A 25,300-nucleotide genomic window follows, 5' to 3' on the forward strand; every position below is an offset into this window, starting at 1 on the left:
CTTGTGCGGACCGCATGAAAGCGATGCGGTCCCCTGAAAACTTACAGTGCCATGAGGATCAACGAAAAGCTGGCAACGAACATTGCAATGGAGGTGAATGCTGCGATATCACGGATCATGTCAGTCATCTGGCTCTCCTTTACTCGTTATGTTTCCAATTTGTTCTGCTATTGTTCTGTTGTCAACAGGAATCATTTGCGCATAGTTAACGGCGGACCGGAGGAGAATTATGAGGGTTGTCATTGCATTCATCGCCATTCTCGTCGCAACGGCGACGTCGGCTGCGGACATAAACCCTGGCGCCATCGTCGATGGCGCGACGGGAGACTGGAACGGCGACGGCAAGCTGGATCTAGCTATCCTCGTCGCACCGGCCGATGCGGAGAGAAAAGAGCAGATCGGCATCTACATCTATCTGCGCGACGCCGACCACGAACTGCTCAGGCTTTCGGCAAGCGCGCCCAGTAAGATCTGGGGCAGCACGGATGCAGACGGCGTTTTCGGCCAAGAGCCCACGATCAAGGCTGCCGGCAAATCCTCCATTGCAGTCCATTCCCAAAACAGCGCGATCGGCCGCGAGCGCTGGGATCTGACGCTGACGCTTGCCTACCGCAACAAGCAATTCGTTGTCGCCGGTTACACCCACAATCACTACGACACGCTCGATCCCAATGCCGGCGGTTCATGCGACTACAATGCGCTGACCGGCAAGTTGCAGAAGAACGGAAAGGACGTGAAAGCCGCGCCGCGCGTGATCACCATCGAGCAGTGGAGCGACGAAACCGGTCAATCGATCTGCGGCCAATAGTCGCCAGTTCTCTTTTTGTTCTTTACAGGCATACGTTTTTGGGAGAGCTTCAGCGCGGGAGACCGAGAGCCATGAATCTTGCTGCATTGAACGGCTTCATCGTCGAAGCGAAGGCAAATACCTATGTCGGCGGCGGGAGAAAGCTGGACCCCTGCCGCAGCGGATCGCACGACATCGGCTACGAGCGCGGAGAATGGCGCTATCTCGACAGCTATTTTGGCGGAACGGATTTCGCCGGACAAGAAGTCGTGTGGCTGGGCGGCGAGCCCGTCTGGGTGATGAACTATTTCGGCCGCATTGTCGAGCCGACGCTGATCGATGGGGAGAAGGCAGGCGCCGTCATCAAAGCCGCGCTTTCGACGATGTATGCCGAATACAGTCGCTTCCTGGGCGGCATGGAATTCGAGCATGCCTTCGGCTTTTATGCCGACCACAGCACCGGCGATTGCGATCACTTCAGCGGACGGGAAATGATCATCGTTGCAGAGCGGAGAGCCTACGAGCTGGACTACCGAGGCGGCCTCATCCGCCCCTAATCAGAACTCGACAACCTTACCGTCGCTGAGGGTCACGCGACGGTCCATGCGGCCGGCGAGTTCGTGGTTATGAGTGGCGATCAGCGCTGCAAGACCGGACTGGCGGACGAGCGCCTCCAGCGCATCGAACACGTAGCTCGCAGTCTCGGGATCGAGGTTCCCGGTCGGCTCGTCGGCGAGAAGCACGGTCGGCGCATTGGCAACCGCGCGCGCAATCGCGACCCGCTGCTGCTCGCCGCCCGAAAGCTCGCCGGGACGATGGCTGGCGCGGTGGCCGATGCGCATATAGTCGAGCAGCTGCTTTGCGCGTTCGCCCGCCTCCTTTCGCGGCAGACCGGCAATCATCTGCGGCATCATGATATTCTCGAGGGCCGAAAACTCCGGGAGGAGATGGTGGAACTGGTAGACGAAGCCAATCTCGCTGCGGCGGATCGCCGTGCGCTTCTCGTCGGTCAGCCCTTCACAAACTTGACCGTTGACGATGACTTCGCCGCCGTCCGGATGCTCCAGCAGGCCCGCGACATGCAGCAGCGTCGATTTGCCGGTGCCCGAAGGAGCGACCAGGGCGACGATCTCGCCGCTGTGGAGGGTAAAATTGGCGCCCTTCAGAATGGTGAGCACGGTATCGCCCTGGCCATAGTGACGCTCGACGCCGGAAAGCTTGAGAACGACGTTCCGTTTCATTGAAATCAGCATTCCTTATTCGTAGCGGAGCGCCTGCACCGGATCGAGCCGCGAGGCCCGCCAGGCGGGGAAAATGGTCGCGAGAAAGGAGAGCGCCAGCGCCATGACGACGACAGAGACCGTCTCGCCGAGACTCATCTCGGCCGGCAGCTGGCTCAGGAAATAGAGTTGCGGATTGAAGAGCACGGTGCCCGTGACCCAGGAGAAGAACTGGCGGATCGACTCGATGTTGATGCAGACGACGACGCCGAGCAGCACGCCAGCAATAGTGCCGACGATGCCGATCGCAGCACCGGTCATGAAGAAGATGCGCATGATGGCGCCGGACGTCGCGCCCATGGTGCGCAGGATCGCGATATCGCTGCCCTTGTCCTTCACCAGCATGATCAGGCCGGAGATGATGTTCAGCGCCGCGACCAGAACGATCAGCGTCAGGATCATGAACATCACATTGCGCTCCACTTGCAGGGCGGAGAAGAAGGTCTGGTTGCGCTGGCGCCAATCGGTGATGGCGATCTGACGGCCTGCCGCTTCCTCCACCTTGGGGCGGAGATTGTCGATATCGTCGGGATTGTTGGCGAAGAGCTCGATCGACTGAACGAGGCCCTCGGCATTGAAATAGAGCTGCGCCTCCTCAAGCGGCATATAGATAATCGCCGCGTCATATTCCGACATGCCGATCTCGAAGATGCCGGAGACCGTGTAGGATTTGACGCGCGGATTGATGCCCATCGGCGTCACGTCACCTTCCGGTGAAATCAGCGTGATGGTGTCGCCTGCCTGCAGACCGAGCTGCTCCGCCATGCGCGAACCGACGAGAACGCCCTGCCCCGAAGCAAATCCGACGAGGTCTCCGGACTTGATATTGTCGGAAACCGTCTTGAGCTTGGTCAGGTCTTCGGCGCGGATGCCGCGCACCAGTGCGCCGGTTCCAGCACCGGCCTGGCCCGACGCCAGCGTCTGCCCCTCGACCAACGGCAGCGCCATCCTGATGCCGGGCACCGCCGCGAACCTGTCGGTCAATGCCGCATAGTCGGTAAAAGGTCCGTCCACCGGCTGCACGATCATATGGCCGTTGATGCCAAGAATGCGCGAGATCAGCTCGGTGCGGAAACCGTTCATGACCGCCATGACGATGATCAGCGTCGCAACGCCCAGCATGATGCCGACGAAGGAAAAGCCGGCGATGACCGAGATGAAGGCTTCCTTGCGGCGCGCGCGCAGATAACGCCACGCCACAAGGCGTTCGAAGGCGGAAAATGGCCTGACCGCCGGACCGAAGCCGGATTTCGAACCCCGCTGGTCCACCGCCGCATCTGCCATTTCGCCTCCGTTTGGCCTTACGCCAAGAGCTTGTTGATCGCCGCGTCGATCGTCATCGTTTCGCGGGCACCGGTCTTGCGGTCCTTGAGTTCCACTTCGCCGTTCGCGACCGCGCGCGGGCCGGCGATGATCTGCATCGGTATGCCGATCAGGTCGGCGGTGGCAAATTTCGTTCCGGCGCGATCATCGGTATCGTCATAGAGAACGTCCTTGCCGGCCTTCGAAAGCGCCGCGTAGATCGTCTCGCATGCTGCATCGCAACCGGCATCGCCCTCCTTCATGTTGATCACGAGCGCATCGAACGGCGCAACAGAAGTCGGCCAGATGATTCCGTTGTCGTCATGCGATGCTTCGATGATGGCGGGAACAAGGCGTGTCGGCCCGATACCGTAGGAACCCATGTGAACAGTGTGTTCCTTGCCATCTGGCCCCTGCACCTTGGCGCCCATCGGCTCGGAATATTTCGTGCCGAAATAAAAGATGTGGCCGACTTCGATGCCGCGCGCCGAAAGACGCTCGGTTTCCGGGATGGCGTTGAATGCTGCTTCGTCGTGCATCTCCGAGGTGGCTGCATAGACAGAGGTCCACTTGTCGAAAATCGCATTCAGGCCGGCGGCATCGTCGAAATCGGTATCGGCCGGCGGGATATCGAAATTGACGAAATCCTTGTGGCTGTACACTTCCGATTCGCCGGTCTCCGCGAGAATGATGAATTCATGGCTGAGATCGCCCCCGATGGGACCGGTGTCGGCGCGCATGGGAATGGCGCGCAGCCCCAGGCGGTCGAAGGTGCGCAGGTAGGCCGTGAACATCTTCTTGTAAGAGTGCTCGGCGCCTTCACGCGTCAGATCGAAGGAATAGGCATCCTTCATCATGAACTCGCGCGAGCGCATCGTGCCGAAACGCGGGCGGATCTCGTCGCGGAACTTCAGCTGGATGTGATAGAGGTTCAGCGGCAGGTTCTTGTAGGACTTGACGTAGGAACGGAAGATATCCGTCACCATCTCCTCATTCGTCGGTCCATAGAGCATCGGCCGGTCCTGGCGGTCCTTGATACGCAGCATTTCCTTGCCATAGGCGTCGTAGCGCCCGCTCTCCTGCCAGAGCTCGGCGGACTGCAGCGTCGGCATGGAAAGCTCGATCGCGCCGCTACGATTCTGCTCCTCGCGGATAATCGAGTTCACCTTGTCGAGAACGCGCTTGCCGAGCGGCAGCCAGGAATAAATGCCCTGCGACTGCTGGCGGACCATGCCGGCGCGCAGCATCAGCCGGTGGGAGACGATTTCCGCCTCCTTGGGGTTTTCCTTGAGGATGGGCATGAAATAGCGGGACAGACGCATGACGGATTCCAGAGCAGTTGGGATTCCGCTCTCATGCGGAATCGACGGCGATCGTTGATATCGGGAGCGTCATAACCGCTTCGCGGCCGGAAAGAAACCCGCGTGACGCGCGAGCAGCCTATCGTAGACGCAAGTTTGCGGCCGAAAAATGCCTATGCGAAAAAAAGCGGGCATTTCTAAAGGTTTGCATCAAAATCTTGTCAACAGGTATTTTTTTCTCAAGTGTAGCAAAAATGCAAAAAAAGCTGATGACAAAGCTTAATCTTTGAGCTAGCTTTAGCTCACAAAACAGGCAGGGAGATTAAATTCCTGTCGAATTCGCGGTCAAGTCTTGGGAGGATCAGATCTTAGGCGCGCTCGTCGCAGCCCCGGCAACGGTTACAGATCACGCGATACTTAAAACAAGGCTTTCAGCCTTGTTTTTTTTTGGTTTTTCCAACCTAACTCGACGCAGAAAAGCCCTAGGTCTTACCTTACGGCAAGGCGTCATGCCGTTGCGTGAGTTTCTCTGCGTCATTTCCGTGACGCCCGTATGACTGCTCCGACTTTCCGGCAAGTTTACATATGCTCAAAGATTGAGCAAAAGCTCCATTTTATCGGAAGCTCGGGCCAATCTGCGGGAGGGCGTCGATACCCCAGCCGAAATAGGTCGAGGAGATATACCAGGCGCCATAGATAACCGCCGAAACGATGGTCGTCAGTGAGAAGGTGAAAAGCGCCCGAAAACGCGTCGGCGCGCTCGGAACGGTGCCGAGAACCACATCATTGTCCTCCGCCTGCGTGCGCAGGCCGATCGGCAGCACGGCAAAAAGCGTGATCCACCACACGACGAAATAGACGGCAAAGCCCTGTAGAAAAGTCTGCAGCATTTCTGTGTCCCGCGACGCCGTTGCAAACATTGCAACAGACGCGCTTATAGAGCGGAATGGTGGATAGCTCAAATCCCATATCCGGACGCTTCCGCAGTCAGGTCACTCTGCCGCAGCCTGCCTCAGACCTGTTCCAGCTCGATCAGTGTGCCGAAGAAGTCCTTTGGATGCAGGAAGAGCACAGGCTTTCCATGGGCGCCGGTTTTCGGCTCGCCGCTGCCAAGCACCCTCGCGCCCGATTTCGCGAGTTGATCGCGCGCCGCAAGGATGTCCGAAACCTCGTAGCAGATGTGATGCATACCGCCGGAAGGGTTCTTTTCGAGAAAGGCGGCGATCGGCGAATTTTCGCCGAGCGGCTCCAGCAGTTCGACCTTGGTGTTCGGCAATTCGACAAAGACGACGGTGACGCCGTGTTCAGGTAAAGCTTGCGGCTGCGAGACCCTGGCACCCAGCGTGTCGCGGTAGCCTGCCGTTGCTGCGGCAAGGTCGGGGACGGCGATGGCGATGTGGTTGACGCGGCCAAGCATCGATCAGACCTTTGTGATGAACGCCGTGACGATCGGCTTCTTGCCCCAGGTCTGGTTTGCCGCAGCGCGGACCGCGCGGCGCACCGCCTCCTGCATCATGTCGAGGTCCTTGCGGCGGGCGCGCGGGATGCTCTCTATAGCGCCGACGACGGCGTCGAAGAGCGTGTCTTCCATCTCGTCGCCCTCGTCGTCATAGACCGGCAGGCCGATGGCCACGAGATCGGGATCGCCGACGATGTCGTAGCGGCTGTCGATCACGAGGCTGACCGCGACATGGCCGACATAGGAGAGCTTCTTGCGCTCGCCGATCCCCATCTCGTCGAAATCGCCGATGAGCATGCCGTCCTTGTAGATGCGTCCGTGCGGTGCCTCGTCGATGACCTCGACCGGACCGGGCGCAAGTCGCAGAATATCGCCGTTGCGCACACGCGGCACGATGCCGATACCGGATTGTTCCGCCAGTTCCTTGTGAGCTGTCAGATGCGTCGCCTCGCCGTGCACCGGCACGACGATCTTCGGGCGTGTCAGCTCGTACATCTTCTGCAGCTCGTTGCGGCGCGGATGGCCGGAGACGTGAACCAGCGCTTCGTTGTCGGTGATGACGTGCACGCCCTGCTCGGTGAGGCCGTTCTTGATGTCCTGGATCGCCTTCTCGTTGCCGGGGATGGCGCGGGATGAGAAGACGACGATATCGCCGGCGGCGAGTGCGACGTTGCGCATCTCGTCGCGCGATAGCTTGGCAAGCGCTGCGCGCGGCTCGCCCTGGCTGCCGGTCAGGATGACCACGACCTTGTCGCGCGGGATATAGCCGTATTCGTCCTCGGAAATGAAGGGTTTGACGCCTTCCATCAGTCCGATCTCGCGCGAGACATCGACGACGCGCTTCAGCGAGCTTCCGAGCAGCAAGACTTCGCGGCCTGCGGTTTCAGCGGCCTCGGCAATGGTGCGGATACGGCCGACATTCGAGGAGAAACTGGTGACCGCAACGCGGCCTTCGGCATTCTCGATGATCCTGCTCAGGCTTTCCGAAACGTCCTTTTCGGACGGCGAAACGCCGTCGCGAAGCGCATTGGTGGAGTCACACATCAGCGCTAACACGCCCTCGTCGCCGAGCTGGCGGAAGCGGGTCTCGTCGGTCAGCGGTCCGAGCGACGGCTCGTGGTCGATCTTCCAGTCACCGGTATGGATCACATTGCCGAGCGGCGTGCGGATCATCAGCGACATCGGCTCGGGGATCGAGTGATTGACAGCCACGCCTTCAATGCTGAAGGGACCGGCATTGATCGTATCGCCTGCCTTGAAGATCGTCACCGGCACTTCGCCGATCGCATCCTTCTCGAAATTGCGCTTGGCTTCCAGCAGGCCCGCGGTGAAGGGCGAGCCGTAGACGGGAACATTCAGGCCCGGCCAGAGGTCGGCCAGTGCACCGTAGTGATCCTCATGCGCATGCGTGATGATGATCGCCTTGAGGTTCTTGCGCTCGGCGGCGAGAAAGCGGATGTCGGGCAGCACCAGATCGACGCCCGGAAGATCCGGACCCGGGAAGGTGACGCCGCAATCGACCATGATCCACTGGCGGTGATCTGCCGGGCCGTAGCCGTATAGCGCGAGATTCATGCCGATCTCGCCGACACCGCCCAAAGGCAGAAATACCAGTTCGTCCTGCTTAGCCATAAGCTCCACTATCCAAAAAATACATCCCCGGCGGCAATCTGCATCATCTTGCCCGTGCCGGTTTTGAGCATCAACAAGCCATTATCATCAATCCCGGCGAATTGTCCGGAAATCGAGCGGTCCGGCAGATTGACCGTGATCTTCTCGCCGATGCCGCAGGCGACATCCCGCCAACGGGCGGTGATCTCGCGAACGCCTCGTCCCTCGTTCCAAACGTCGAGCACCTCTGCCATCGAAGCAAAGAGATGGGCGAAGAGTTCCTCGGGGGCGGCGGTACTTCCCTCTTGGCGCAGACAGGTCACCGGGTAGAGCGGATTGTCGGGCATGAGGGCGACGTTGATGCCGATCCCGATCACCAGCGCGTAGCGCTCATCTGCAAGCTTTTCACCTTCGACGAGGATTCCGCAGGTCTTCCTGCGGCCGATCAGGATGTCGTTCGGCCACTTCACCTCGAGCGGTGCTGCGCCAGGCGGCAGAACCATGCGGATTGCCTGATGCACGGCAACGGCGATTGCCAGCGGAAGCGACGAAAGGCGATCCATCGGCGCCGGATCGATCAAGAGAAGGGAAGCGTAGAGATTGCCCCGTTCCGAAGCCCAGGCGCGGCCGCGGCGGCCGCGGCCACTGGTCTGCTTTTCCGCAGTCACCCACAGGAAACCATCGTCCCCTGCCCTGGCGCGGGCAAGGCATTCGCTGTTGGTGGAGGATGTTTCCGACAGCGCCTCGTGCCGGAAATCGCCGAGCGATATCCGGCGCCGCACGGGAAACATCATCAAAAGAGCGTCGCAGCCGCGAGCTCGGCCGCACCGCCGATCGGGCCACCGATGACGACATAGGCAAGAACGAACAGGCCGGAAAGGCCGAACACGAGGCGAAGTGGGCCGGAAACGCGGGCAAACTCATCCGTCGCTTCATCGAACCACATCAGTTTGATGACACGCAGATAATAGTAAGCGCCGACGACCGACGCGAGAACGCCGATGATGGCGAGCGCATAGAGCTTGGCTTCGATGGCAGCGACGAAGACGAAGTACTTCGCGAAGAAGCCTGCAAGCGGCGGAATGCCGGCGAGCGAGAACATCAGGGTCGTCAGCACCGTCGCCATGAAGGGGTTCGTGCTGGAAAGGCCGGCGAGATCGTCGACAGCTTCGACGACCGTGCCGTCCTTGCGGCGCATCGACATGATGATCGCGAAGGAGCCGAGCGTCATGACCATATAGATGACCATGTAGAGCATCACGCCCGTCACGCCGGTCTGGTTGCCGGCGGCAAGCCCGACGAGCGCATAGCCCATGTGACCGATCGAGGAGTAGGCCATCAGACGCTTGATGTTCCGCTGCCCGATGGCGGCGAAGGAGCCGAGCAGCATCGAGGCAATCGAGATGAAGACCACGACCTGCTGCCAGTCGGCAATGACCGGCTGGAAGGCAGTGATGACGATGCGCGTCATCATGGCCATGGCCGCAACCTTCGGCGCGCTTGCTAAAAAGGCGGTGACCGGGGTCGGCGCACCTTCGTATACGTCCGGCGTCCACATGTGGAAGGGGACCGCCGAGATCTTGAAGGCGATGCCCGCGAGGATGAAGACCAAGCCGAAGACCAGGCCAAGCGAGCGGGCACCTTCGGCGGAAAGCGCCTGGGCGATATCGTCGAAATGCGTATGGCCGGTGAAGCCGTAGACCAACGACATGCCGTAAAGCAGCAAGCCCGAGGAAAGCGCGCCGAGAACGAAATACTTGAGGCCCGCTTCGGTGGACTTCAGGTTCTCCCGGTTGATCGCCGCCACGACGTAGATCGCCAGCGATTGCAACTCGAGACCGAGATAGAGCGCGATCAGGTCGTTTGCCGAGATCATCAGCAAGATGCCGAGGGTGCAGAGCACAAGCAGGACCGGGAACTCGAACTTGTCGAGCTGGTTTTCCCTGGCAAGACCGATCGACATGAAGAGCGCTGCGAAGGAGCCGACGAGCGCGGTGATCTTCATGAAGCGGGAGAAACCGTCCGCCTGGTAGACGCCGCCGTAAGCGAGGCCATCGCCCGGCACGAAGATCAGCCACAGCGCAGAGGCCGCAAACAGGATCAGCGCCAGAACGCTCACCATACGGCCCGACCGCTCGCCCGCAAAGACGCCGATCATGAGCAGGACAAGGGCGCCGACCGCGAGGATGATCTCCGGCGCGGAAAGATGCAGGCTTGCGAGAATGGTTTCAGCGGTCATGTCCAAAAAGTCCCGTCATCAATTCATCGACAGCGCAACGTCGTGCGCAGCGTTTACGGCGGCCGTATAGTTGTTCACCAGCATATCCACGGAGGCGGCCGTCGCATCGAAGACCGGCGCCGGATAGACGCCGAAGAAGATCGTCAGTGCTACCAACGGATAGAGGATCAGTTGCTCGCGCGGCGAAAGATCGAGAAGCGCCTTCAGCTTTTCCTTTTCCAGCGCGCCGAAGATCACGCGGCGGTAGAGCCACAGAGCGTAGCCTGCCGACAGGATCACGCCGGTTGCGGCGAAGAGCGCTACCCAGGTATTGACGCGGAAGACGCCCATCAGCGTCAGGAATTCGCCGATGAAGCCCGAGGTGCCCGGAAGGCCGACATTCGCCATGGTGAAGACCATGAAGGCGACGGCATATTTCGGCATGTTGTTGACCAGGCCGCCATAGGCCACGATCTCGCGGGTGTGGGTGCGGTCATAGACGACGCCGACGCAAAGGAAGAGCGCTCCCGAAACGATGCCGTGTGACAGCATCTGGAAGATCGAGCCCTGCACGCCCTGCATGTTCGCCGCAAAGACGCCCATGGTGACGTAGCCCATGTGGGCAACCGACGAATAGGCGATCAGCTTCTTGATGTCGTCCTGCATCATCGCGACCAGCGAGGTGTAGATGATGGCGATCACCGACAGGGCGAAGACCAGCGGCGCGAAGAAATCGGACGCGACCGGGAACATGCCGAGCGAGAAGCGGATGAGGCCGTAACCGCCAAGCTTCAAAAGCACGCCTGCCAGGATGACGGACCCGGCCGTCGGTGCCTGGACGTGCGCATCCGGCAACCAGGTGTGAACCGGCCACATCGGCATCTTCACCGCAAAGGAGGCGAAGAAGGCAAGCCACAGCCAGGTCTGCATGGCAGGCGGGAACTTGTAGGCGAGCAGCGCGGAAATATCCGTCGTGCCGGCCTGCCAGTACATCGCCATGATGGCGAGCAGCATCAGTACCGAACCGAGCAGCGTGTAGAGGAAGAACTTGTAGCTTGCGTAAACGCGGTCCCTGCCACCCCAGACACCGATGATGAGGAACATCGGAATGAGACCCGCTTCGAAGAAGACGTAGAAGAGCACGATATCGAGCGACACGAAGACACCGACCATCATCACTTCAAGGATGAGGAAGGCGATCATGTATTCCTTCAGGCGCTTTTCGATGGAGAGCCAGCTCGCCAGAATGCAGAAGGGCATGAGGACCGTCGTCAGGACGACGAACAGCATCGAGATGCCGTCGACGCCGACATGATAGCCGATGCCCGTGCCAAGCCAGCCATGCTTCTCGACCATCTGGAAGCCCGGGTTCGCATTGTCGAAACCGATCCAGATGAACAGCGAAACGATGAACGTGACGATGGTCGTGATCAACGAGATGTTGAGCACGTTGCGCCTGCCGCTCGGGCCGTTTTCGCTCATCAGCAGCAGAAGCACCACGCCGACGAGCGGCAGGAAGGTGACCGTTGAAAGAATAGGCCAATCGGTCATCAGAAGGAACTCCCGAGCATCATCCAGGTAACGAGTGCGGCAATGCCGATCAGCATCGCGAAGGCATAGTGATAGAGGTAACCGGTCTGCAGGCGGACGACGCGATTGGTGACGTCGACGACGCGGGCGGCAACGCCGTTCGGGCCGTAAGCGTCGATGACGCCGATATCACCCTTCTTCCACAGGAAGCGGCCGAGCGCCTTGGCGGAACGGACGAAGAGGAAATCGTAGAGCTCGTCGAAGTACCACTTGTTGAGCAGGAACTGGTAAAGCACGCGGTGCTGCTGCGCGAGAACGCGCGGCGTCGAGGGCGACTTGATATACATGTACCAAGCCGTCACGAAGCCGAGAAGCATCGCGATGAACGGGCTCAGCGCCACCCAGGCCGGCACGTGGTGGAATTCTTCCAGCAATTCGTTCTCGGCGCCGGTGAAGAGCGCGCCTTTCCAGAACTCGGCATAGTGGTGGCCGTAGAAGTAGCCCTCGAACAGGACACCCGCGAGAACGGCGCCGACCGCCAGAAGATAGAGCGGCACGAGCATGACCTGCGGCGATTCGTGGACGTGGTGCATCACCTCGTGCGAGGCACGCGGCGTGCCGAAGAAGGTGAGGAAGGCAAGACGCCAGGAATAGAAGCTCGTGAACAGGGCCGCGATCACCAGAAGCGTAAAGGCGAAGCCTGCAACCGGTGAATGCGAGGCGTAGGTCGCTTCGATAATCACGTCCTTCGAGAAGAAGCCGGCGAAACCAACCGGCGTGAACGGGATGCCGACGCCGGTCAGCGCCAGCGTGCCGATCGTCATCATCCAGAAGGTGACCGGGATGTGCCTACGAAGGCCGCCCATGTAACGCATGTCCTGCTCGCCGTCGACGGCATGGATCACCGAGCCGGCGCCGAGGAAGAGAAGCGCCTTGAAGAAGGCGTGTGTGAAGAGGTGGAAGATCGCCGCGCCGTAAGCCCCGACGCCGAGCGCCACGAACATGTAGCCGAGCTGCGAGCAGGTCGAATAGGCGATGACGCGCTTGATGTCGTTCTGCACGAGACCGACGGTCGCCGCGAAGAAGGCGGTTATCGCGCCGATCATGGTGACGAAGACCAGTGCATCGGGCGACAATTCGAAGAGCGGCGACATGCGGGCGACGAGGAAGACGCCGGCGGTGACCATGGTCGCGGCATGGATGAGTGCCGAAACCGGCGTCGGGCCTTCCATAGCGTCCGGCAGCCAGGTGTGCAGCAGGAATTGAGCGGACTTGCCCATCGCGCCCATGAAGAGCAACAGGCAAATGCCGGTCAGCGCATGCGCCTTGTCGAGCTGCATGCCGAAGAGGTTAAGTACGACTTCACCCGCGGCTTCGACACCTTCATGCGGCGCGAAGCTCGAGGCATTGGCGAAGATCGTGTCGAGGTTGATCGAACCGAACAGAACGAAGATGCCGGCAATACCGAGCACGAAGCCGAAGTCGCCGACGCGGTTGACGACGAAGGCCTTGATTGCGGCGGCGTTTGCCGACGGTTTCTTGTACCAGAAACCGATGAGCAGATACGAAGCCAGACCCACGCCTTCCCAGCCAAAGAACATCTGGGCGAGGTTGTCGGAGGTCACCAGCATCAGCATGGCGAAGGTGAAGAGCGAGAGATAGGCGAAGAAGCGCGGACGATGCGGATCATGGTGCATGTATCCGATCGAGTAGATGTGCACCAGCGTCGAGACCGTGTTGACGACGATCAGCATGACGGAGGTGAGCGTGTCGACGCGCAGCGACCAGGAAGCATCGATGCCGCCGGACTGGATCCAGCGCAGGACCTCGACCTTGATCGGCCCGCCTTCGAGATGCCCCATGCCGACGGTGACGAAGACGTACCAGGACAGGACAGCGGCGACGATCATCAGGCCGCAGGTGACGTATTCCGATGCCTTGGCGCCGATCGCACGGCCGAAGAGGCCGGCGATGATCGCGCCGATCAAGGGAAGAAAGACAATAGCCTTATAGAGGAACATGAGCCGCTCAGCCCTTCATCATATTAACGTCTTCGACCGCGATCGAGCCGCGGTTGCGGTAGAAGACAACGAGAATTGCAAGACCGATCGCTGCCTCAGCCGCAGCAACCGTCAGAATGAACAATGCGAAGACCTGGCCGACGATGTCGTTCAGGAACGACGAGAAGGCGACCATGTTGATGTTGACCGCAAGCAGGATGAGTTCGATCGACATCAGGATGACGATGACGTTCTTCCGGTTGAGGAAGATGCCGAAAATGCCGATTGTGAAGAGGATGGCGCTGACCGTCAGGTAATGGGAAAGACCGATGACCATGTTCTTTGTTCCTTGTCCCTGCCTTTAGAGGCCCTGCCCCGGCTTGACCGTGACCACCTCAACGGCGGTCGCGGGCGTGCGGGCAACCTGTCTTGGAATATTCTGCCGCTTGATGTTGGTACGGTGCCTCAGCGTCAGCACGATCGCACCGATCATCGCGACGAGAAGGACCAGGCCGGCGATCTGGAAGAAGTAGATGTAGTTCGTATAGAGCACGTCGCCGAGGGCGGCGGTATTAGTGCGCTCGGTAATGGCCGGGATCGGCATCGCGACGGTCTTTGCGACTTCCGGAGAGATCACGCTGCCGCCGACAACGACGATGAGTTCGGCCGCAAGAACCAGACCGATCAGGCCGCCGATCGGGGCGTATTCAAGAACGCCCGCGCGCAGCTCCGTAAAATCGATGTCGAGCATCATGACCACGAAGAGGAAGAGGACCGCGACTGCGCCGACATAGACGACAAGCAGGATCATCGCCAGGAACTCGGCGCCGAGCAGCAGGAAGAGGCCTGCGGCATTGAAGAAGGTCACGATGAGGAACAGAACCGAATGAACCGGATTCTTCGCCGAGATGACCATGAACGCCGACGCTACCGCGACAAAGGCGAAAAGATAGAAAAATAGAGCCTGCAGACCCATGTTGGTGCCTTTTTCATCTTCCCCCGGGCAGCCGGGAGTTTCCCTGCCCGAATGGAGCTTGGCGTGACGTCAAGCCCGCAAAGCTCCGGTGCATGTTGACCGCGGGAGGCGAGCGCCCGCCGCGCGGCATTTCAAATTCCAATCAGCGGTACGGTGCGTCGATCGCCATGTTGCGGGCGATTTCGCGTTCCCACCGGTCGCCATTGTCCAAAAGCCGCTGCTTGTCGAAATAAAGCTCTTCGCGGGTTTCCGTGGCGAATTCGAAATTCGGGCCTTCGACAATCGCATCGACCGGGCAGGCCTCCTGGCAGAAGCCGCAATAGATGCACTTCACCATGTCGATGTCGTAGCGCACCGTGCGGCGCGTGCCGTCATTGCGGCGCGGTCCAGCTTCAATGGTGATCGCCTGAGCGGGACAGATCGCTTCGCAGAGCTTGCAGGCGATGCAGCGCTCCTCGCCGTTCGGATAGCGGCGCAGCGCATGTTCGCCGCGGAAGCGCGGGCTGACCGGACCCTTTTCGAAGGGGTAGTTGATCGTCGCCTTCTGGCGAAAGAAATAGCGCATCGACAAGAAGAATGCGCCAACGAATTCCTTGAGGAACAGCGAGCTGACGGCGTTGGACAAGCTTGCCATCTTCAACCTCCAAAATTGCTGGAAACGAGGGCGGACATCATCATGCCCATCCCATCAGCTTCAGCACGAATGCAACGATGACGACCATGGCGAGCGACAGCGGAAGGAAGACCTTCCAGCCGAGGCGCATCAGCTGGTCGTAGCGGTAGCGCGGCACGAAGGCCTTGACCATCGCGAACATGAAGAACACCAGGCAGGCCTTCAGCGTGAACCAGATGATACCCGGTACCCAGTTCAGGAACCAAACGTCAACCGGGGGCAGCCAGCCGCCGAGGAAGAGGATCGTCGTCAGCGCGCACATCAGGCAGACGGCCGCATATTCGCCAAGCATGAACATCATGTACGGCGAAGAGCCGTATTCGACCATGAAGCCGGCGACCAGCTCCGATTCGGCTTCCGGAAGATCGAAGGGCGGACGGTTGGTTTCGGCAAGCGCGGAAACGAAGAAGACGATGAACATCGGGAACAGCGCGAGCCAATGCCAATCCAGGAAGGACGCCGGCAGGCCGAGCATCGTTCCGAGGCCGTCATGCTGCGCATTGACGATGTCGGTCAGGTTCAGCGAACCGACGCAAAGCAGGACACAGACGATGACGAAGCCGATCGAGACTTCGTAGGACACCATCTGCGCGGCCGAACGAAGCGCACCCAGGAACGGATACTTCGAGTTCGAAGCCCAGCCGCCCATGATGATGCCGTAAACTTCGAGCGAGGCGATCGCGAAGATATAGAGGATGCCGACATTGATGTCGGCAATCACCCAGCCATCTGCGAGCGGCACGACCGCCCAGGTGGACAGCGCCAGAAGCACAGCGACGAGCGGCGCAAGCAGGAAGACGACCTTGTTGGCGCCCGCGGGAATGATCGGCTCCTTGAAGACGAACTTCAGAAGGTCGGCGAAGGACTGAAACAGGCCGAAGGGGCCGACGACGTTCGGGCCGCGGCGAAGCTGCACCGCAGCCCAGATCTTGCGGTCGGCAAGGAGCACGTAGGCAATAAAGACCAGAAGGCAGACCAGCAGGAGAAGCGACTGGCCGACCATGATGATCCCCGGCCAGACATATGTGGAAAAGAAAGAGTCCATAGTCCCTGCCCTTACTCTGCCGCGACTTTGAAGTTGTTGCGGGCCAATGCCGAGCATTCGGCCATGACAGCCGAGGCGCGTGCGATCGGGTTCGTCAAATAGAAGTCTTTGACCGGTGACGCAAACCCGGATTTGTTCATCTTCCCGGCTTTTTTGGCCAGTGCGGCAATTTTGGCGCTGTCGCCTTCGGCGATCTCGTCGACGGCGGCGAAATGCGGGAACGCCGCATAGAGTTTCGAGCGCAGTTCGGCAAGCGAATCAAAGGGAAGCTTCTTGCCGAGGACGTCGGAGAGCGCACGCAGGATCGCCCAGTCCTCGCGGGCATCGCCCGGTGCGAAACCGGCGCGGCTGCCCATCTGGACGCGGCCTTCGGTATTGACCCAAGTGCCCGACTTTTCAGTATAGGCGGCAGCCGGCAGAATGACGTCTGCATGGTGCGCGCCGTTGTCGCCGTGCGAGCCGATATAGACCGTGAGCTTGGCCTTCTTGGCGGTGAAGTCCAGCTCGTCGGCGCCGAGCAGGAAAAGCACGTCCATGGAGGCCAGCATGGCAGCCCCGTTGACGCCCTTGGCGCCGGGCACGAAGCCGAGGTCAAGGCCGCCGACACGCGATGCGGCCGAGTGCAGGACGGCAAAACCGTTCCAGCCTTCGACTACCGCGCCGACGTTGACGGCGAGCTTTGCGGCGCTTGCCAGAACACCCGCGCCATCCGTGCGGGAAAGCGCGCCCTGGCCGATGATGATCAGCGGCGTCTTGGCCTCCGCCAGGACCTTGGCGAAGGCATGGTTGCCATCCACCAGATCCTTCAGCGTATCCGGACCAGCACCGAGATATTCGTAATCATAACGCAGGTCACCGCCTTCGCCGATCACGCCGATCGGGAAGCCGCCGCGGCGCCAGCGCTTGCGGATGCGGGCATTGAGCACGGCAGCCTCGAAGCGCGGGTTCGCGCCGATGATGAGCAGCGCATCAGCCTGTTCGATGCCTTCGATCGTCGGGTTGAAGACGTAGCTTGCGCGGCCTAGCGACGGATCAAGTGCCGTCCCATCCTGGCGACAGTCGAGGTTCTCGGAACCGAGCGACTTCACCAATTCGGAGAGCGCGTACATTTCCTCGACCGAAGCGAGGTCGCCGGCGATCGCGCCGATCTTTTCGCCGGTCGTCTTGGAAACTGCAGTCTTGATCGCGCCGAAGGCTTCCGCCCAGGTCGCGGGCTGCAGGCGACCACCCTTGCGGACATAGGGTTTGTCGAGACGCTGCGTCTTCAGGCCGTCCCAGATGAAGCGGCTCTTGTCGGAAATCCACTCCTCGTTGATCGCCTCGTTGACGCGCGGCAGGATGCGCATGACTTCGCGGCCGCGGGTATCGACGCGGATGGCGGAGCCGAGCGCGTCCATGACGTCGATCGATTCCGTCTTGTTCAGTTCCCACGGACGGGCCGTGAAGGCGAAGGGTTTCGAGGTCAGCGCGCCGACCGGGCAAAGGTCGACGACGTTGCCCTGCAGCTCGGAGGTCATCGCCTGTTCGAGATAGGTGGTGATTTCGGCGTCCTCGCCGCGGCCGATCAGGCCGAGTTCCGAGATGCCGGCGACTTCCGTCGTGAAGCGGACGCAGCGCGTGCAGTGGATGCAGCGGTTCATGACCGTCTTGACGAGCGGACCGATATACTTGTCTTCGACGGCGCGCTTGTCTTCCTGATAGCGCGAGGTGTCGATGCCGAAGGCCATCGCCTGGTCCTGCAGGTCGCATTCGCCGCCCTGGTCGCAGATCGGGCAATCGAGCGGGTGATTGATCAGCAGGAATTCCATTACGCCTTCGCGGGCCTTCTTGACCATCGGCGTGTTGGTGAAGACTTCCGGCAGCTCGCCATTCGGTCCGCCGCGAATGTCGCGAACGCCCATAGCGCAGGATGCCTGCGGCTTCGGCGGGCCGCCCTTCACCTCGACAAGGCACATACGGCAATTGCCGGCGACCGACAGCCGCTCATGGAAGCAGAAGCGCGGAACTTCAGCGCCGGCTTCCTCACACGCCTGGATGAGCGTGTAATGATCCGGGACTTCGATCTCGTTGCCGTCTATCTTCAGTTTTGCCATCGTCACTCAGTCCTGTTTCCCGTTCGCCGGATGGCGGCAAACAAACCTATTTTGCAGCATGACCGCTGCCAGGCGGGATTTTGTCCCCGCAGGCACCGGTGTCGCCCAATTGTCCTTCCAGGATTCGGAAAACCCGAAACCCGATCGGCGGGCAGTTCGCAGGCCCCTGCCCGCTTGCCGTTTCGCCATTCCCCTCCCGGCTGCTTGGGTCAGCCGAAAAGATCACGTCCGCTTCCGGCCCTTCGCACAAAGCGCCTTCGCCTGACCGGTCCAGTCGTCGCGTGCGATGCGGCCGTTGAAACCAAGTTCGGCGTCGAGCTTTGCGATTTCCGCATCCGTCCAGGCGGCGATCTCGGCGAAGGTCCGAATGCCCTTTGCGTTCAGCACCTGCTCGAGCTTCGGACCGATGCCTGCGATCAGCTTCAGGTCGTCTGCCTTCTTCGCGCGTGCCGCCGGCTTCTTCGGTGCCGTAGGCTTTGATCCAGTTGCGCCGACAATCGAAAGCTTGGCCTTCTCCACCGCCGCCGGCCGGATATTCTCCGGCTTGATGCGCACTTCCGGCTTTGGTTCTTCCGGCGGCGTGTCGTCAAGCGCTTCCGCCAGCCTGTTGGTCTCCTCGAACGCGCCCTGCAGAGCCCCGAAGAAAGCGCCAGCTATCTGCGTCGAGAAACCGAAGCCGATCGCCGTTGCCGCAGCCATCGCCGCTACGGGCGGCGCCATCAGCGGATGCATCGGCAGAGCCCGCTCCAGCATCTCGGCTGCCAGACGGCCGAAGTCTGCCGGGAAATCGGCCGCTCCATCCTTCCCTGTGCTACCGGATGCCTTCGCCATCTTCTTACTCCGCTGCCTCGAGAACCGCACCGTGATCCATGGCGCTCGCCGTGTACTGGTCGATGCGCGCTTCGATCTCCGGACGGAAGTTACGGATCAGACCCTGCACCGGCCATGCGGCAGCATCGCCGAGGGCACAGATGGTGTGGCCTTCGATCTGCTTGGTGACCTGGAAGAGCATGTCGATCTCGCGCTTGTGGGCGTTGCCCTTTGCCATGCGCTCCATCACGCGCCACATCCAGCCGGTGCCTTCGCGGCACGGCGTGCACTGGCCGCAGCTCTCATGCTTGAAGAAAGCCGAGATGCGGGCGATCGCCTTGATGACGTCCGTGGACTTGTCCATGACGATCGCGGCGGCCGTGCCGAAGGACGAACCGACAGCGCGCAGGCCGTCGAAATCCATCGGGCAATCGATGATGTCCTTGGCGGGCACGATCGGGCACGAGGCGCCGCCGGGAATGACGGCGAGCAGGTTGTCCCAGCCGCCGCGGATGCCGCCGGCGTGACGATCGACGAGCTCACGGAAGGTGATGCCCATTTCCTCTTCGACGGTGCACGGCTTGTTGACGTGCCCGGATAGCATGAAAAGCTTGGTGCCGACATTGTTCGGACGGCCGATCGAGGAGAACCAGCCGGCGCCGCGGCGAAGGATCGTCGGGGCAACGGCGATCGATTCGACGTTGTTGACCGTCGTCGGGCAGCCGTAGAGACCCATATTGGCCGGGAACGGCGGCTTCAGGCGCGGCTGCCCCTTCTTGCCCTCAAGGCTTTCGAGCAGGGGCGGTTTCTTCGCCGCAGATGTAAGCGCCGGCGCCGTGATGGACATAAATTTCCATGTCCCAGCCGAGCTTGTTGTTCTTGCCGAGCAGGCCGGCATCATAGCATTCGTCGATCGCCGCCTGTAGTGCCTCACGCTCACGGATATATTCGCCGCGGACATAGATGTAGGCGGCGTTCGCGCCCATGGCGAAGCTCGCAATCACGCAGCCTTCGATCAGCGTATGCGGATCGTGGCGCATGATGTCGCGGTCCTTGCAGGTGCCGGGCTCCGACTCGTCGGCATTGACGACGAGATAGTGCGGCCGGCCATCGCTTTCCTTCGGCATGAAGGACCATTTGAGACCGGTCGGGAAACCTGCGCCGCCACGGCCGCGAAGGCCGGACGCCTTCATCTCGTTGACGATCCAGTCGCGGCCCTTTTCGAGGATCTGCTTGGTGCCGTCCCAGTGGCCGCGGCTCATCGCGCCTTTCAGGGACTTGTCCTTGAGGCCGTAGATGTTGGTAAAGATGCGGTCCTTATCTTGTAACATGCTTCACACCTCTTACCGCGGCTTCTTGCCAAAGACCTTGATATATTCCGCTTCGCCGCCCTTGGCGAGCGCCTTGGCCTGCTTGGCCCAGTCGTCGCGCTCGATGCGGCCCTTGAAATTCAAGTATCCATCGACCCATTCGCGTTCGGCCTTCTTCCAGCCTGCGACCTGCGCATAGGTGAAGATGCCGAGTTCGTTCAAAATGGCCTCGATCTTCGGACCGACGCCCGAGATCAGCTTGAGATCGTCCGGAGCTGTCGGCTTTTCGATGCCGACCGGCCGGTTCTTGTCGGTCAGCGCCGGCTTGCTCACGGCCGGAGCCGCGGCTGCCCTTGCGGGCTTTTCGGCCGGTGCAGGCAGCGGTGCAGCCTCGACGGCCTTGACATTCTTGGCCGCGGCCTTCGGCGCCGTATGGGGCGTCTTCAACGCCGGATTGGTTTCGGCGTCCGAGCTCTTCGGCCGGCCGGCCTCTGAGGGCGGAAGGCTGACGGCATCGCTGACGGCCTTTTTTGCGGAGGCCTTCGGCTTCGGATCCGGCGCCAGAAGCGTCGTCGGACCGCCTTCGGGCGAGGAAAAATGACGGTCGATCTGCGGGCCGGGCTTGATGCTCGCCCCATTGCCGGCATTGAACGTGTCTATGATCTCTTCGAGGCGCTCCGGCGTCAGGTCTTCGTAAGTGTCCTTGCCGATCATCACCATCGGTGCGTTAACGCAGGCCCCGAGACATTCGACCTCTTCCCAGGAGAGCGTGCCTTCGGCATTGCGCTCGAACGGGTGATCGTGGATCTTGCTCTTGCAGACCTTCATCAGGCCTTCAGAGCCGCGCAGCATGCAGGGCGTCGTGCCGCAGACCTGGACGTGCGCGCGCGTTCCGACCGGACCCAGCTGGAACTGGGTGTAGAAGGTCGCGACTTCGAGGACACGAATATAGGCCATGTCCAGCATGTCGGCGACTTTCTCGATCGCCGCGCGGGTGACCCAGCCGTCCTGCTCCTGCGCCCGCATCAACAGCGGGATGACCGCCGACTGCTGACGGCCGGCAGGATATTTCTTGATCGTTTTGTCCGCCCAAACCGCGTTTTCGTCATTGAAGGCGAATGCGGCAGGCTGGAATTGATCTTCGGCTAGTCGACGAACGGACATTCTTCCTCACGCCTTGTCAGTTTAGGGTCCCACACCGCGAGGCTGTCAGAGACTGCATCTCGCAAGCATAGGCCGACTGGTCTTTCTGCATAAACACAACGAACTTGTTGCCGTTCGGAACGGCAGCCTTGATTTCATAGCCCCGGGACAATAGCTCGCCCATGGAGGCCTGGCCGCCTGGAGGCGCTACATCCTGCGCGCCCAGCTTCTGGCCGAATCCCTGATTATCCTGAGCGAACGCTCCGGATGCCATGAGGAAAACGGCTGCTGAAAGCGCGGCAAGCTGCATCAGCGGTCCACCTCGCCGAACACGATGTCGAGCGAGCCGAGAATGGCAGCGACGTCAGCCAGCTGGTGGCCGCGGCACATGAAATCCATCGCCTGAAGATGGGCATAGCCCGGAGCCTTGATCTTGCAGCGATACGGCTTGTTGGAGCCGTCGGAGACGAGATAGACGCCGAACTCGCCCTTCGGCGCCTCGACGGCGGCGTAAACTTCGCCGGCCGGAACGTGGTAGCCTTCGGTATAGAGCTTGAAGTGGTGGATCAGAGCTTCCATCGAGCGCTTCATCTCGCCGCGCTTCGGCGGCACCACCTTGCCGTCGACCGACGAGAACGGTCCGGTGCTGGCATCGCCAAGCAGGCGGTTCACGCACTGCTTCATGATGCGGACCGATTCACGCATTTCAATCATGCGGATCAGGTAACGGTCATAGCAGTCGCCGTTCTTGCCGATCGGGATATCGAACTCGAGATCGGAATAGCACTCGTAAGGCTGCGCACGGCGCAGGTCCCAGGCAGCGCCCGAACCGCGGACCATGACGCCCGAGAAGCCCCAAGCCCAGCAGTCTTCAAGCGATACCACGCCGATATCGACGTTACGTTGCTTGAAGATGCGGTTGCCGGTCAGAAGATCGTCGATGTCGTCCAACGCCTTCAGGAACGGATCGCACCAGTCGCCGATATCCTGAACGAGCTTTTCCGGCAGATCCTGATGGACGCCGCCTGGACGGAAATAAGCCGCATGCATGCGCGAGCCGGAAGCGCGCTCATAAAACACCATCAGCTTTTCGCGCTCTTCGAAGCCCCAGAGCGGCGGCGTCAGCGCGCCGACGTCCATGGCCTGGGTCGTGACGTTGAGGAGATGCGACAGGATACGGCCGATTTCCGAATAAAGAACGCGGATCAGCTGACCGCGAATCGGGATTTCGATGCCGAGCAGCTTCTCGACGGCCAGCGCGTAGGCATGTTCCTGGTTCATCGGCGCCACATAATCGAGACGGTCGAAATAAGGAACGGCCTGCAGATAGGTCTTGGTTTCGATCAGCTTCTCGGTGCCGCGATGCAGCAGGCCGATATGCGGATCGACGCGCTCCACAATTTCGCCGTCAAGCTCCAGGACAAGACGAAGAACGCCGTGCGCCGCCGGATGCTGTGGCCCGAAATTGATGTTGAAGTTGCGGACGTTATGTTCGGTCATGCTGCAAACTCCAAGCCAAACGCGCCGCTGGTTAGGCGAATGGCGAATGGCGAATAGCGAATAGTTTCGTTCCGTTTCATTGTTTCTCCTGGAGACTCCGTATCAGCGCCCTGATCATCCGTCTGATCTCGTCGCACTTTTCGGTCATCTGCCTGAACGCAATCTCGCCGATCAACCGACGCGGTGAGAAATGAATATCTGTTTCCAATTCCTTCAACGAACCTGGGACATGCGCAGATATCGAATAAAGCTTCCAGTGACTTCACGTCCGTGCCCTTCAGCAATATTGGCAGCAATCGAATTTGCTGCCCTGCGTATCTCGGTCGTCAGACCGTCAAATCTCCAACTTGGGAAGATCCTTGGTCATCCGATAGCAGTCCATCGCGAGATCGATCGCCAACTGCCAGACCTTGAGATCCTTGTCGGAGTTTATCGTCTGCAACCCCTTCCCAACTCGTCGCTGTTCACTATTCGCTTCTACTGCTTCGCCTTCTCATCGCCCGGCAGCACGTACTCGGTGCCCTCCCAAGGCGACATGAAGTCGAAGTTGCGGAATTCCTGCTTCAGTTCCACCGGTTCGTAAACGACCCGCTTTGCCGCATCGTCGTAACGGACTTCGACGAAGCCGGTCGTCGGAAAGTCCTTGCGAAGTGGATGTCCTTCGAAACCGTAATCGGTCAGGATGCGGCGGAGATCCGGGTGGCCGGTGAAGAGAACGCCGTACATGTCCCAGGTCTCGCGCTCGAACCAGTCGGCGCCGGGATAGACCGCGCAGGCCGACGGAACCGGCGTATCCTCGTCGGTCGCGACCTTCACGCGGATGCGCAGGTTCTGCTTCGGCGACAAAAGATGATACACAACGTCGAAACGCTTTTCGCGCTCCGGCCAATCGACGCCGCAGATGTCCGTCAGGTTGACGAAACCGCACTTGGCGTCATCGCGCAGGAACGCCAGAAGCGCGATCAGGTTTTCGCCCGTCGTCGTCAGTGTCAGCTCGCCGAACTTCAGTTGCGTCGCGGCAATCAGGCTGCCACGCGCTTCCGAGAGATGGGACGAAAGCTCAGTGAGGGCTTCGCTCATATGTCTTGTCCTTAACCCTTACCGCTCGATCGTGCCGGTGCGCCGGATCTTCTTCTGCAGCAGAAGCACGCCGTAAAGCAGCGCCTCCGCCGTGGGGGGACAGCCCGGCACGTAGATGTCGATCGGCACGACGCGGTCGCAGCCGCGCACCACCGAATAAGAATAGTGATAGTAGCCGCCGCCATTGGCGCAGGAGCCCATCGAGATCACGTAACGCGGCTCAGGCATCTGGTCATAGACCTTACGGAGCGCGGGCGCCATCTTGTTGGTGAGCGTGCCAGCAACAATCATCACGTCCGACTGGCGCGGCGAAGCGCGCGGCGCAAAGCCGAAACGCTCTACGTCGTAACGCGGCATCGACAGCTGCATCATCTCGACGGCGCAGCAGGCGAGACCGAAGGTCATCCACATTAGCGAGCCGGTACGCGCCCAGTTGATCAGTTCGTCGGTCGAGGTGACGAGAAAACCCTTGTCGGCCAGTTCGTTGTTGATGTCGCCGAAGAACCCGTCGTTGCTGCCGATCGGCTTGCCGGTTGCGGGATCGATGATCCCCTTCGGCTGCGGCGCCACGAGCGTGCGATTGCTTGAGGGGGTCACTGCCATTCCAGGGCTCCCTTCTTCCATTCATAGATAAAGCCGACGGTGAGCACGAGCAGGAAGACCATCATGGACCAGAAGCCGAACCAGCCGATGGCGCCAAAGGAAACCGCCCAGGGGAAGAGGAAGGCGACTTCGAGGTCGAAGATGATGAAGAGGATCGACACGAGATAGAAGCGGATGTCGAATTTCATGCGAGCATCGTCGAAGGCGTTGAAGCCGCATTCGTATGCGGAAAGCTTTTCCGAATCGGGCGCCTTGAAGGCCACGGCAAACGGCGCAATCAGAAGCGCCAGGCCGATGACGAGGGCAATGCCGATGAAGATAGCGATCGGAATATAGGAACTGAGCAGTTCAGTCATCATGTTCATCCCTGCTTGCCGAATGCGCCAGGCAGCGCAACGGGCAAATGCCCGGCAAGCGAACGTGCGTTGCAACAAGCCGTGGTTAGCGCAGCCGGAGCCATGGCGCAAGACTTTTAGAAAGCCAATTCCACCTGTGAGGATGCGACATTATCAAGCAGATGCAACGATGTCGCGACAAATACGCACAAGTTAAGAGAGGTTGCATGGCAGCCAACCAAAA

General features: G+C 60.5%; 26 protein-coding genes and 1 pseudogene. 2 read left to right on the plus strand and 25 right to left on the minus strand.

Going from position 1 to position 25,300, the window contains the following annotated elements:
* The first annotated feature begins 229 nt into the window (after window positions 1-229).
* Both ACZ9DP_RS27435 and ACZ9DP_RS27440 read left to right on the plus strand, forming a co-directional pair.
* Window positions 230-808, plus strand: coding sequence for a hypothetical protein (locus ACZ9DP_RS27435; RefSeq protein WP_476204157.1), 579 nt, complete (start codon window positions 230-232; stop codon window positions 806-808).
* Between the two features lie 71 nt (window positions 809-879).
* A complete protein-coding gene (locus ACZ9DP_RS27440) occupies window positions 880-1,344 on the plus strand; it encodes a DUF5680 domain-containing protein (RefSeq protein ID WP_074067441.1) in 465 nt (154 codons plus the stop codon).
* On the opposite strand, the gene ACZ9DP_RS27445 is transcribed toward ACZ9DP_RS27440, so the two are convergent.
* From ACZ9DP_RS27445 to ACZ9DP_RS27565, 25 genes and pseudogenes are all read right to left on the minus strand, one after another.
* Window positions 1,345-2,028, minus strand: coding sequence for an ABC transporter ATP-binding protein (locus ACZ9DP_RS27445; RefSeq protein WP_476204158.1), 684 nt, complete (start codon window positions 2,026-2,028; stop codon window positions 1,345-1,347). It abuts the gene before it with no gap.
* Between the two features lie 15 nt (window positions 2,029-2,043).
* Window positions 2,044-3,351: a lipoprotein-releasing ABC transporter permease subunit gene (locus ACZ9DP_RS27450; RefSeq protein WP_194729415.1), complete on the minus strand. Its 1,308-nt coding sequence runs from the start codon at window positions 3,349-3,351 to the stop codon at window positions 2,044-2,046.
* A 17-nt stretch (window positions 3,352-3,368) separates the two neighbouring features.
* On the minus strand, window positions 3,369-4,691 hold the full coding sequence (proS, locus tag ACZ9DP_RS27455) for a proline--tRNA ligase (protein ID WP_476204159.1): 1,323 nt from the start codon (window positions 4,689-4,691) through the stop codon (window positions 3,369-3,371).
* A 593-nt stretch (window positions 4,692-5,284) separates the two neighbouring features.
* Complete coding sequence (locus ACZ9DP_RS27460; protein ID WP_476204160.1) at window positions 5,285-5,560, minus strand: DUF1467 family protein; 276 nt, start codon at window positions 5,558-5,560, stop codon at window positions 5,285-5,287.
* A 122-nt stretch (window positions 5,561-5,682) separates the two neighbouring features.
* Entirely contained in the window at window positions 5,683-6,087 is a 405-nt protein-coding gene (gene mce / locus ACZ9DP_RS27465; RefSeq protein WP_074067430.1) for a methylmalonyl-CoA epimerase, read from the minus strand.
* 3 nt (window positions 6,088-6,090) lie between these two features.
* Complete coding sequence (locus ACZ9DP_RS27470) at window positions 6,091-7,761, minus strand: ribonuclease J (protein WP_476204161.1); 1,671 nt, start codon at window positions 7,759-7,761, stop codon at window positions 6,091-6,093.
* An 8-nt stretch (window positions 7,762-7,769) separates the two neighbouring features.
* Complete coding sequence (locus ACZ9DP_RS27475) at window positions 7,770-8,534, minus strand: biotin--[acetyl-CoA-carboxylase] ligase (protein ID WP_476204163.1); 765 nt, start codon at window positions 8,532-8,534, stop codon at window positions 7,770-7,772.
* Window positions 8,534-9,979 carry an NADH-quinone oxidoreductase subunit NuoN gene (gene nuoN, locus ACZ9DP_RS27480; protein WP_074067425.1) on the minus strand — a complete coding sequence of 482 codons (1,446 nt, stop codon included), beginning with the start codon at window positions 9,977-9,979 and terminating at the stop codon, window positions 8,534-8,536. The genes ACZ9DP_RS27475 and nuoN overlap by 1 nt, the downstream gene beginning before the upstream one ends.
* 18 nt (window positions 9,980-9,997) lie before the next feature.
* Window positions 9,998-11,509 carry an NADH-quinone oxidoreductase subunit M gene (locus ACZ9DP_RS27485; RefSeq protein WP_074067423.1) on the minus strand — a complete coding sequence of 504 codons (1,512 nt, stop codon included), beginning with the start codon at window positions 11,507-11,509 and terminating at the stop codon, window positions 9,998-10,000.
* Window positions 11,509-13,509, minus strand: coding sequence for an NADH-quinone oxidoreductase subunit L (gene nuoL, locus ACZ9DP_RS27490; RefSeq protein WP_476204164.1), 2,001 nt, complete (start codon window positions 13,507-13,509; stop codon window positions 11,509-11,511). Before nuoL ends, ACZ9DP_RS27485 begins: the two co-directional genes overlap by 1 nt.
* 7 nt (window positions 13,510-13,516) lie before the next feature.
* The gene (gene nuoK, locus ACZ9DP_RS27495) at window positions 13,517-13,825 is read right to left on the minus strand and encodes an NADH-quinone oxidoreductase subunit NuoK (protein ID WP_022714828.1); all 309 of its coding nucleotides are present in this window, start codon (window positions 13,823-13,825) and stop codon (window positions 13,517-13,519) included.
* Window positions 13,826-13,849: 24 nt separating this feature from the next.
* Entirely contained in the window at window positions 13,850-14,464 is a 615-nt protein-coding gene (locus ACZ9DP_RS27500) for an NADH-quinone oxidoreductase subunit J (protein ID WP_074067420.1), read from the minus strand.
* A 142-nt stretch (window positions 14,465-14,606) separates the two neighbouring features.
* Window positions 14,607-15,098, minus strand: a complete 492-nt coding sequence (nuoI, locus tag ACZ9DP_RS27505; RefSeq protein WP_028739580.1) for an NADH-quinone oxidoreductase subunit NuoI — start codon at window positions 15,096-15,098, stop codon at window positions 14,607-14,609.
* Between the two features lie 40 nt (window positions 15,099-15,138).
* Complete coding sequence (gene nuoH, locus ACZ9DP_RS27510) at window positions 15,139-16,182, minus strand: NADH-quinone oxidoreductase subunit NuoH (protein WP_074067417.1); 1,044 nt, start codon at window positions 16,180-16,182, stop codon at window positions 15,139-15,141.
* A gap of 11 nt (window positions 16,183-16,193) precedes the next feature.
* Window positions 16,194-18,275: an NADH-quinone oxidoreductase subunit NuoG gene (gene nuoG / locus ACZ9DP_RS27515; RefSeq protein WP_476204165.1), complete on the minus strand. Its 2,082-nt coding sequence runs from the start codon at window positions 18,273-18,275 to the stop codon at window positions 16,194-16,196.
* Between the two features lie 222 nt (window positions 18,276-18,497).
* Window positions 18,498-19,106 (minus strand): 5' DNA nuclease, encoded by a 609-nt coding sequence (locus ACZ9DP_RS27520; RefSeq protein WP_074067412.1) that lies wholly within the window; start codon window positions 19,104-19,106, stop codon window positions 18,498-18,500.
* 4 nt (window positions 19,107-19,110) lie between these two features.
* Window positions 19,111-20,416: pseudogene (gene nuoF / locus ACZ9DP_RS27525) on the minus strand (NADH-quinone oxidoreductase subunit NuoF).
* A 12-nt stretch (window positions 20,417-20,428) separates the two neighbouring features.
* Window positions 20,429-21,559: an NADH-quinone oxidoreductase subunit E gene (locus tag ACZ9DP_RS27530; protein WP_074067405.1), complete on the minus strand. Its 1,131-nt coding sequence runs from the start codon at window positions 21,557-21,559 to the stop codon at window positions 20,429-20,431.
* A gap of 16 nt (window positions 21,560-21,575) precedes the next feature.
* Window positions 21,576-21,848, minus strand: coding sequence for a hypothetical protein (locus ACZ9DP_RS27535; RefSeq protein WP_194729407.1), 273 nt, complete (start codon window positions 21,846-21,848; stop codon window positions 21,576-21,578).
* The gene (locus ACZ9DP_RS27540; protein WP_022714819.1) at window positions 21,848-23,038 is read right to left on the minus strand and encodes an NADH-quinone oxidoreductase subunit D; all 1,191 of its coding nucleotides are present in this window, start codon (window positions 23,036-23,038) and stop codon (window positions 21,848-21,850) included. Before ACZ9DP_RS27540 ends, ACZ9DP_RS27535 begins: the two co-directional genes overlap by 1 nt.
* Before the next feature lie 213 nt (window positions 23,039-23,251).
* Complete coding sequence (locus tag ACZ9DP_RS27545; RefSeq protein WP_476205490.1) at window positions 23,252-23,395, minus strand: four helix bundle protein; 144 nt, start codon at window positions 23,393-23,395, stop codon at window positions 23,252-23,254.
* Entirely contained in the window at window positions 23,373-23,480 is a 108-nt protein-coding gene (locus ACZ9DP_RS27550) for a four helix bundle protein (protein ID WP_250638263.1), read from the minus strand. The genes ACZ9DP_RS27545 and ACZ9DP_RS27550 overlap by 23 nt, the downstream gene beginning before the upstream one ends.
* A gap of 35 nt (window positions 23,481-23,515) precedes the next feature.
* Window positions 23,516-24,118: an NADH-quinone oxidoreductase subunit C gene (locus ACZ9DP_RS27555; RefSeq protein ID WP_239599308.1), complete on the minus strand. Its 603-nt coding sequence runs from the start codon at window positions 24,116-24,118 to the stop codon at window positions 23,516-23,518.
* 18 nt (window positions 24,119-24,136) lie between these two features.
* A complete protein-coding gene (locus tag ACZ9DP_RS27560) occupies window positions 24,137-24,721 on the minus strand; it encodes a NuoB/complex I 20 kDa subunit family protein (RefSeq protein WP_074067398.1) in 585 nt (194 codons plus the stop codon).
* Window positions 24,712-25,077, minus strand: coding sequence for an NADH-quinone oxidoreductase subunit A (locus ACZ9DP_RS27565; RefSeq protein ID WP_028739579.1), 366 nt, complete (start codon window positions 25,075-25,077; stop codon window positions 24,712-24,714). Before ACZ9DP_RS27565 ends, ACZ9DP_RS27560 begins: the two co-directional genes overlap by 10 nt.
* Window positions 25,078-25,300 lie beyond the last annotated feature (223 nt).

Source organism: Rhizobium sp. USDA 4016 (assembly GCF_056279705.1).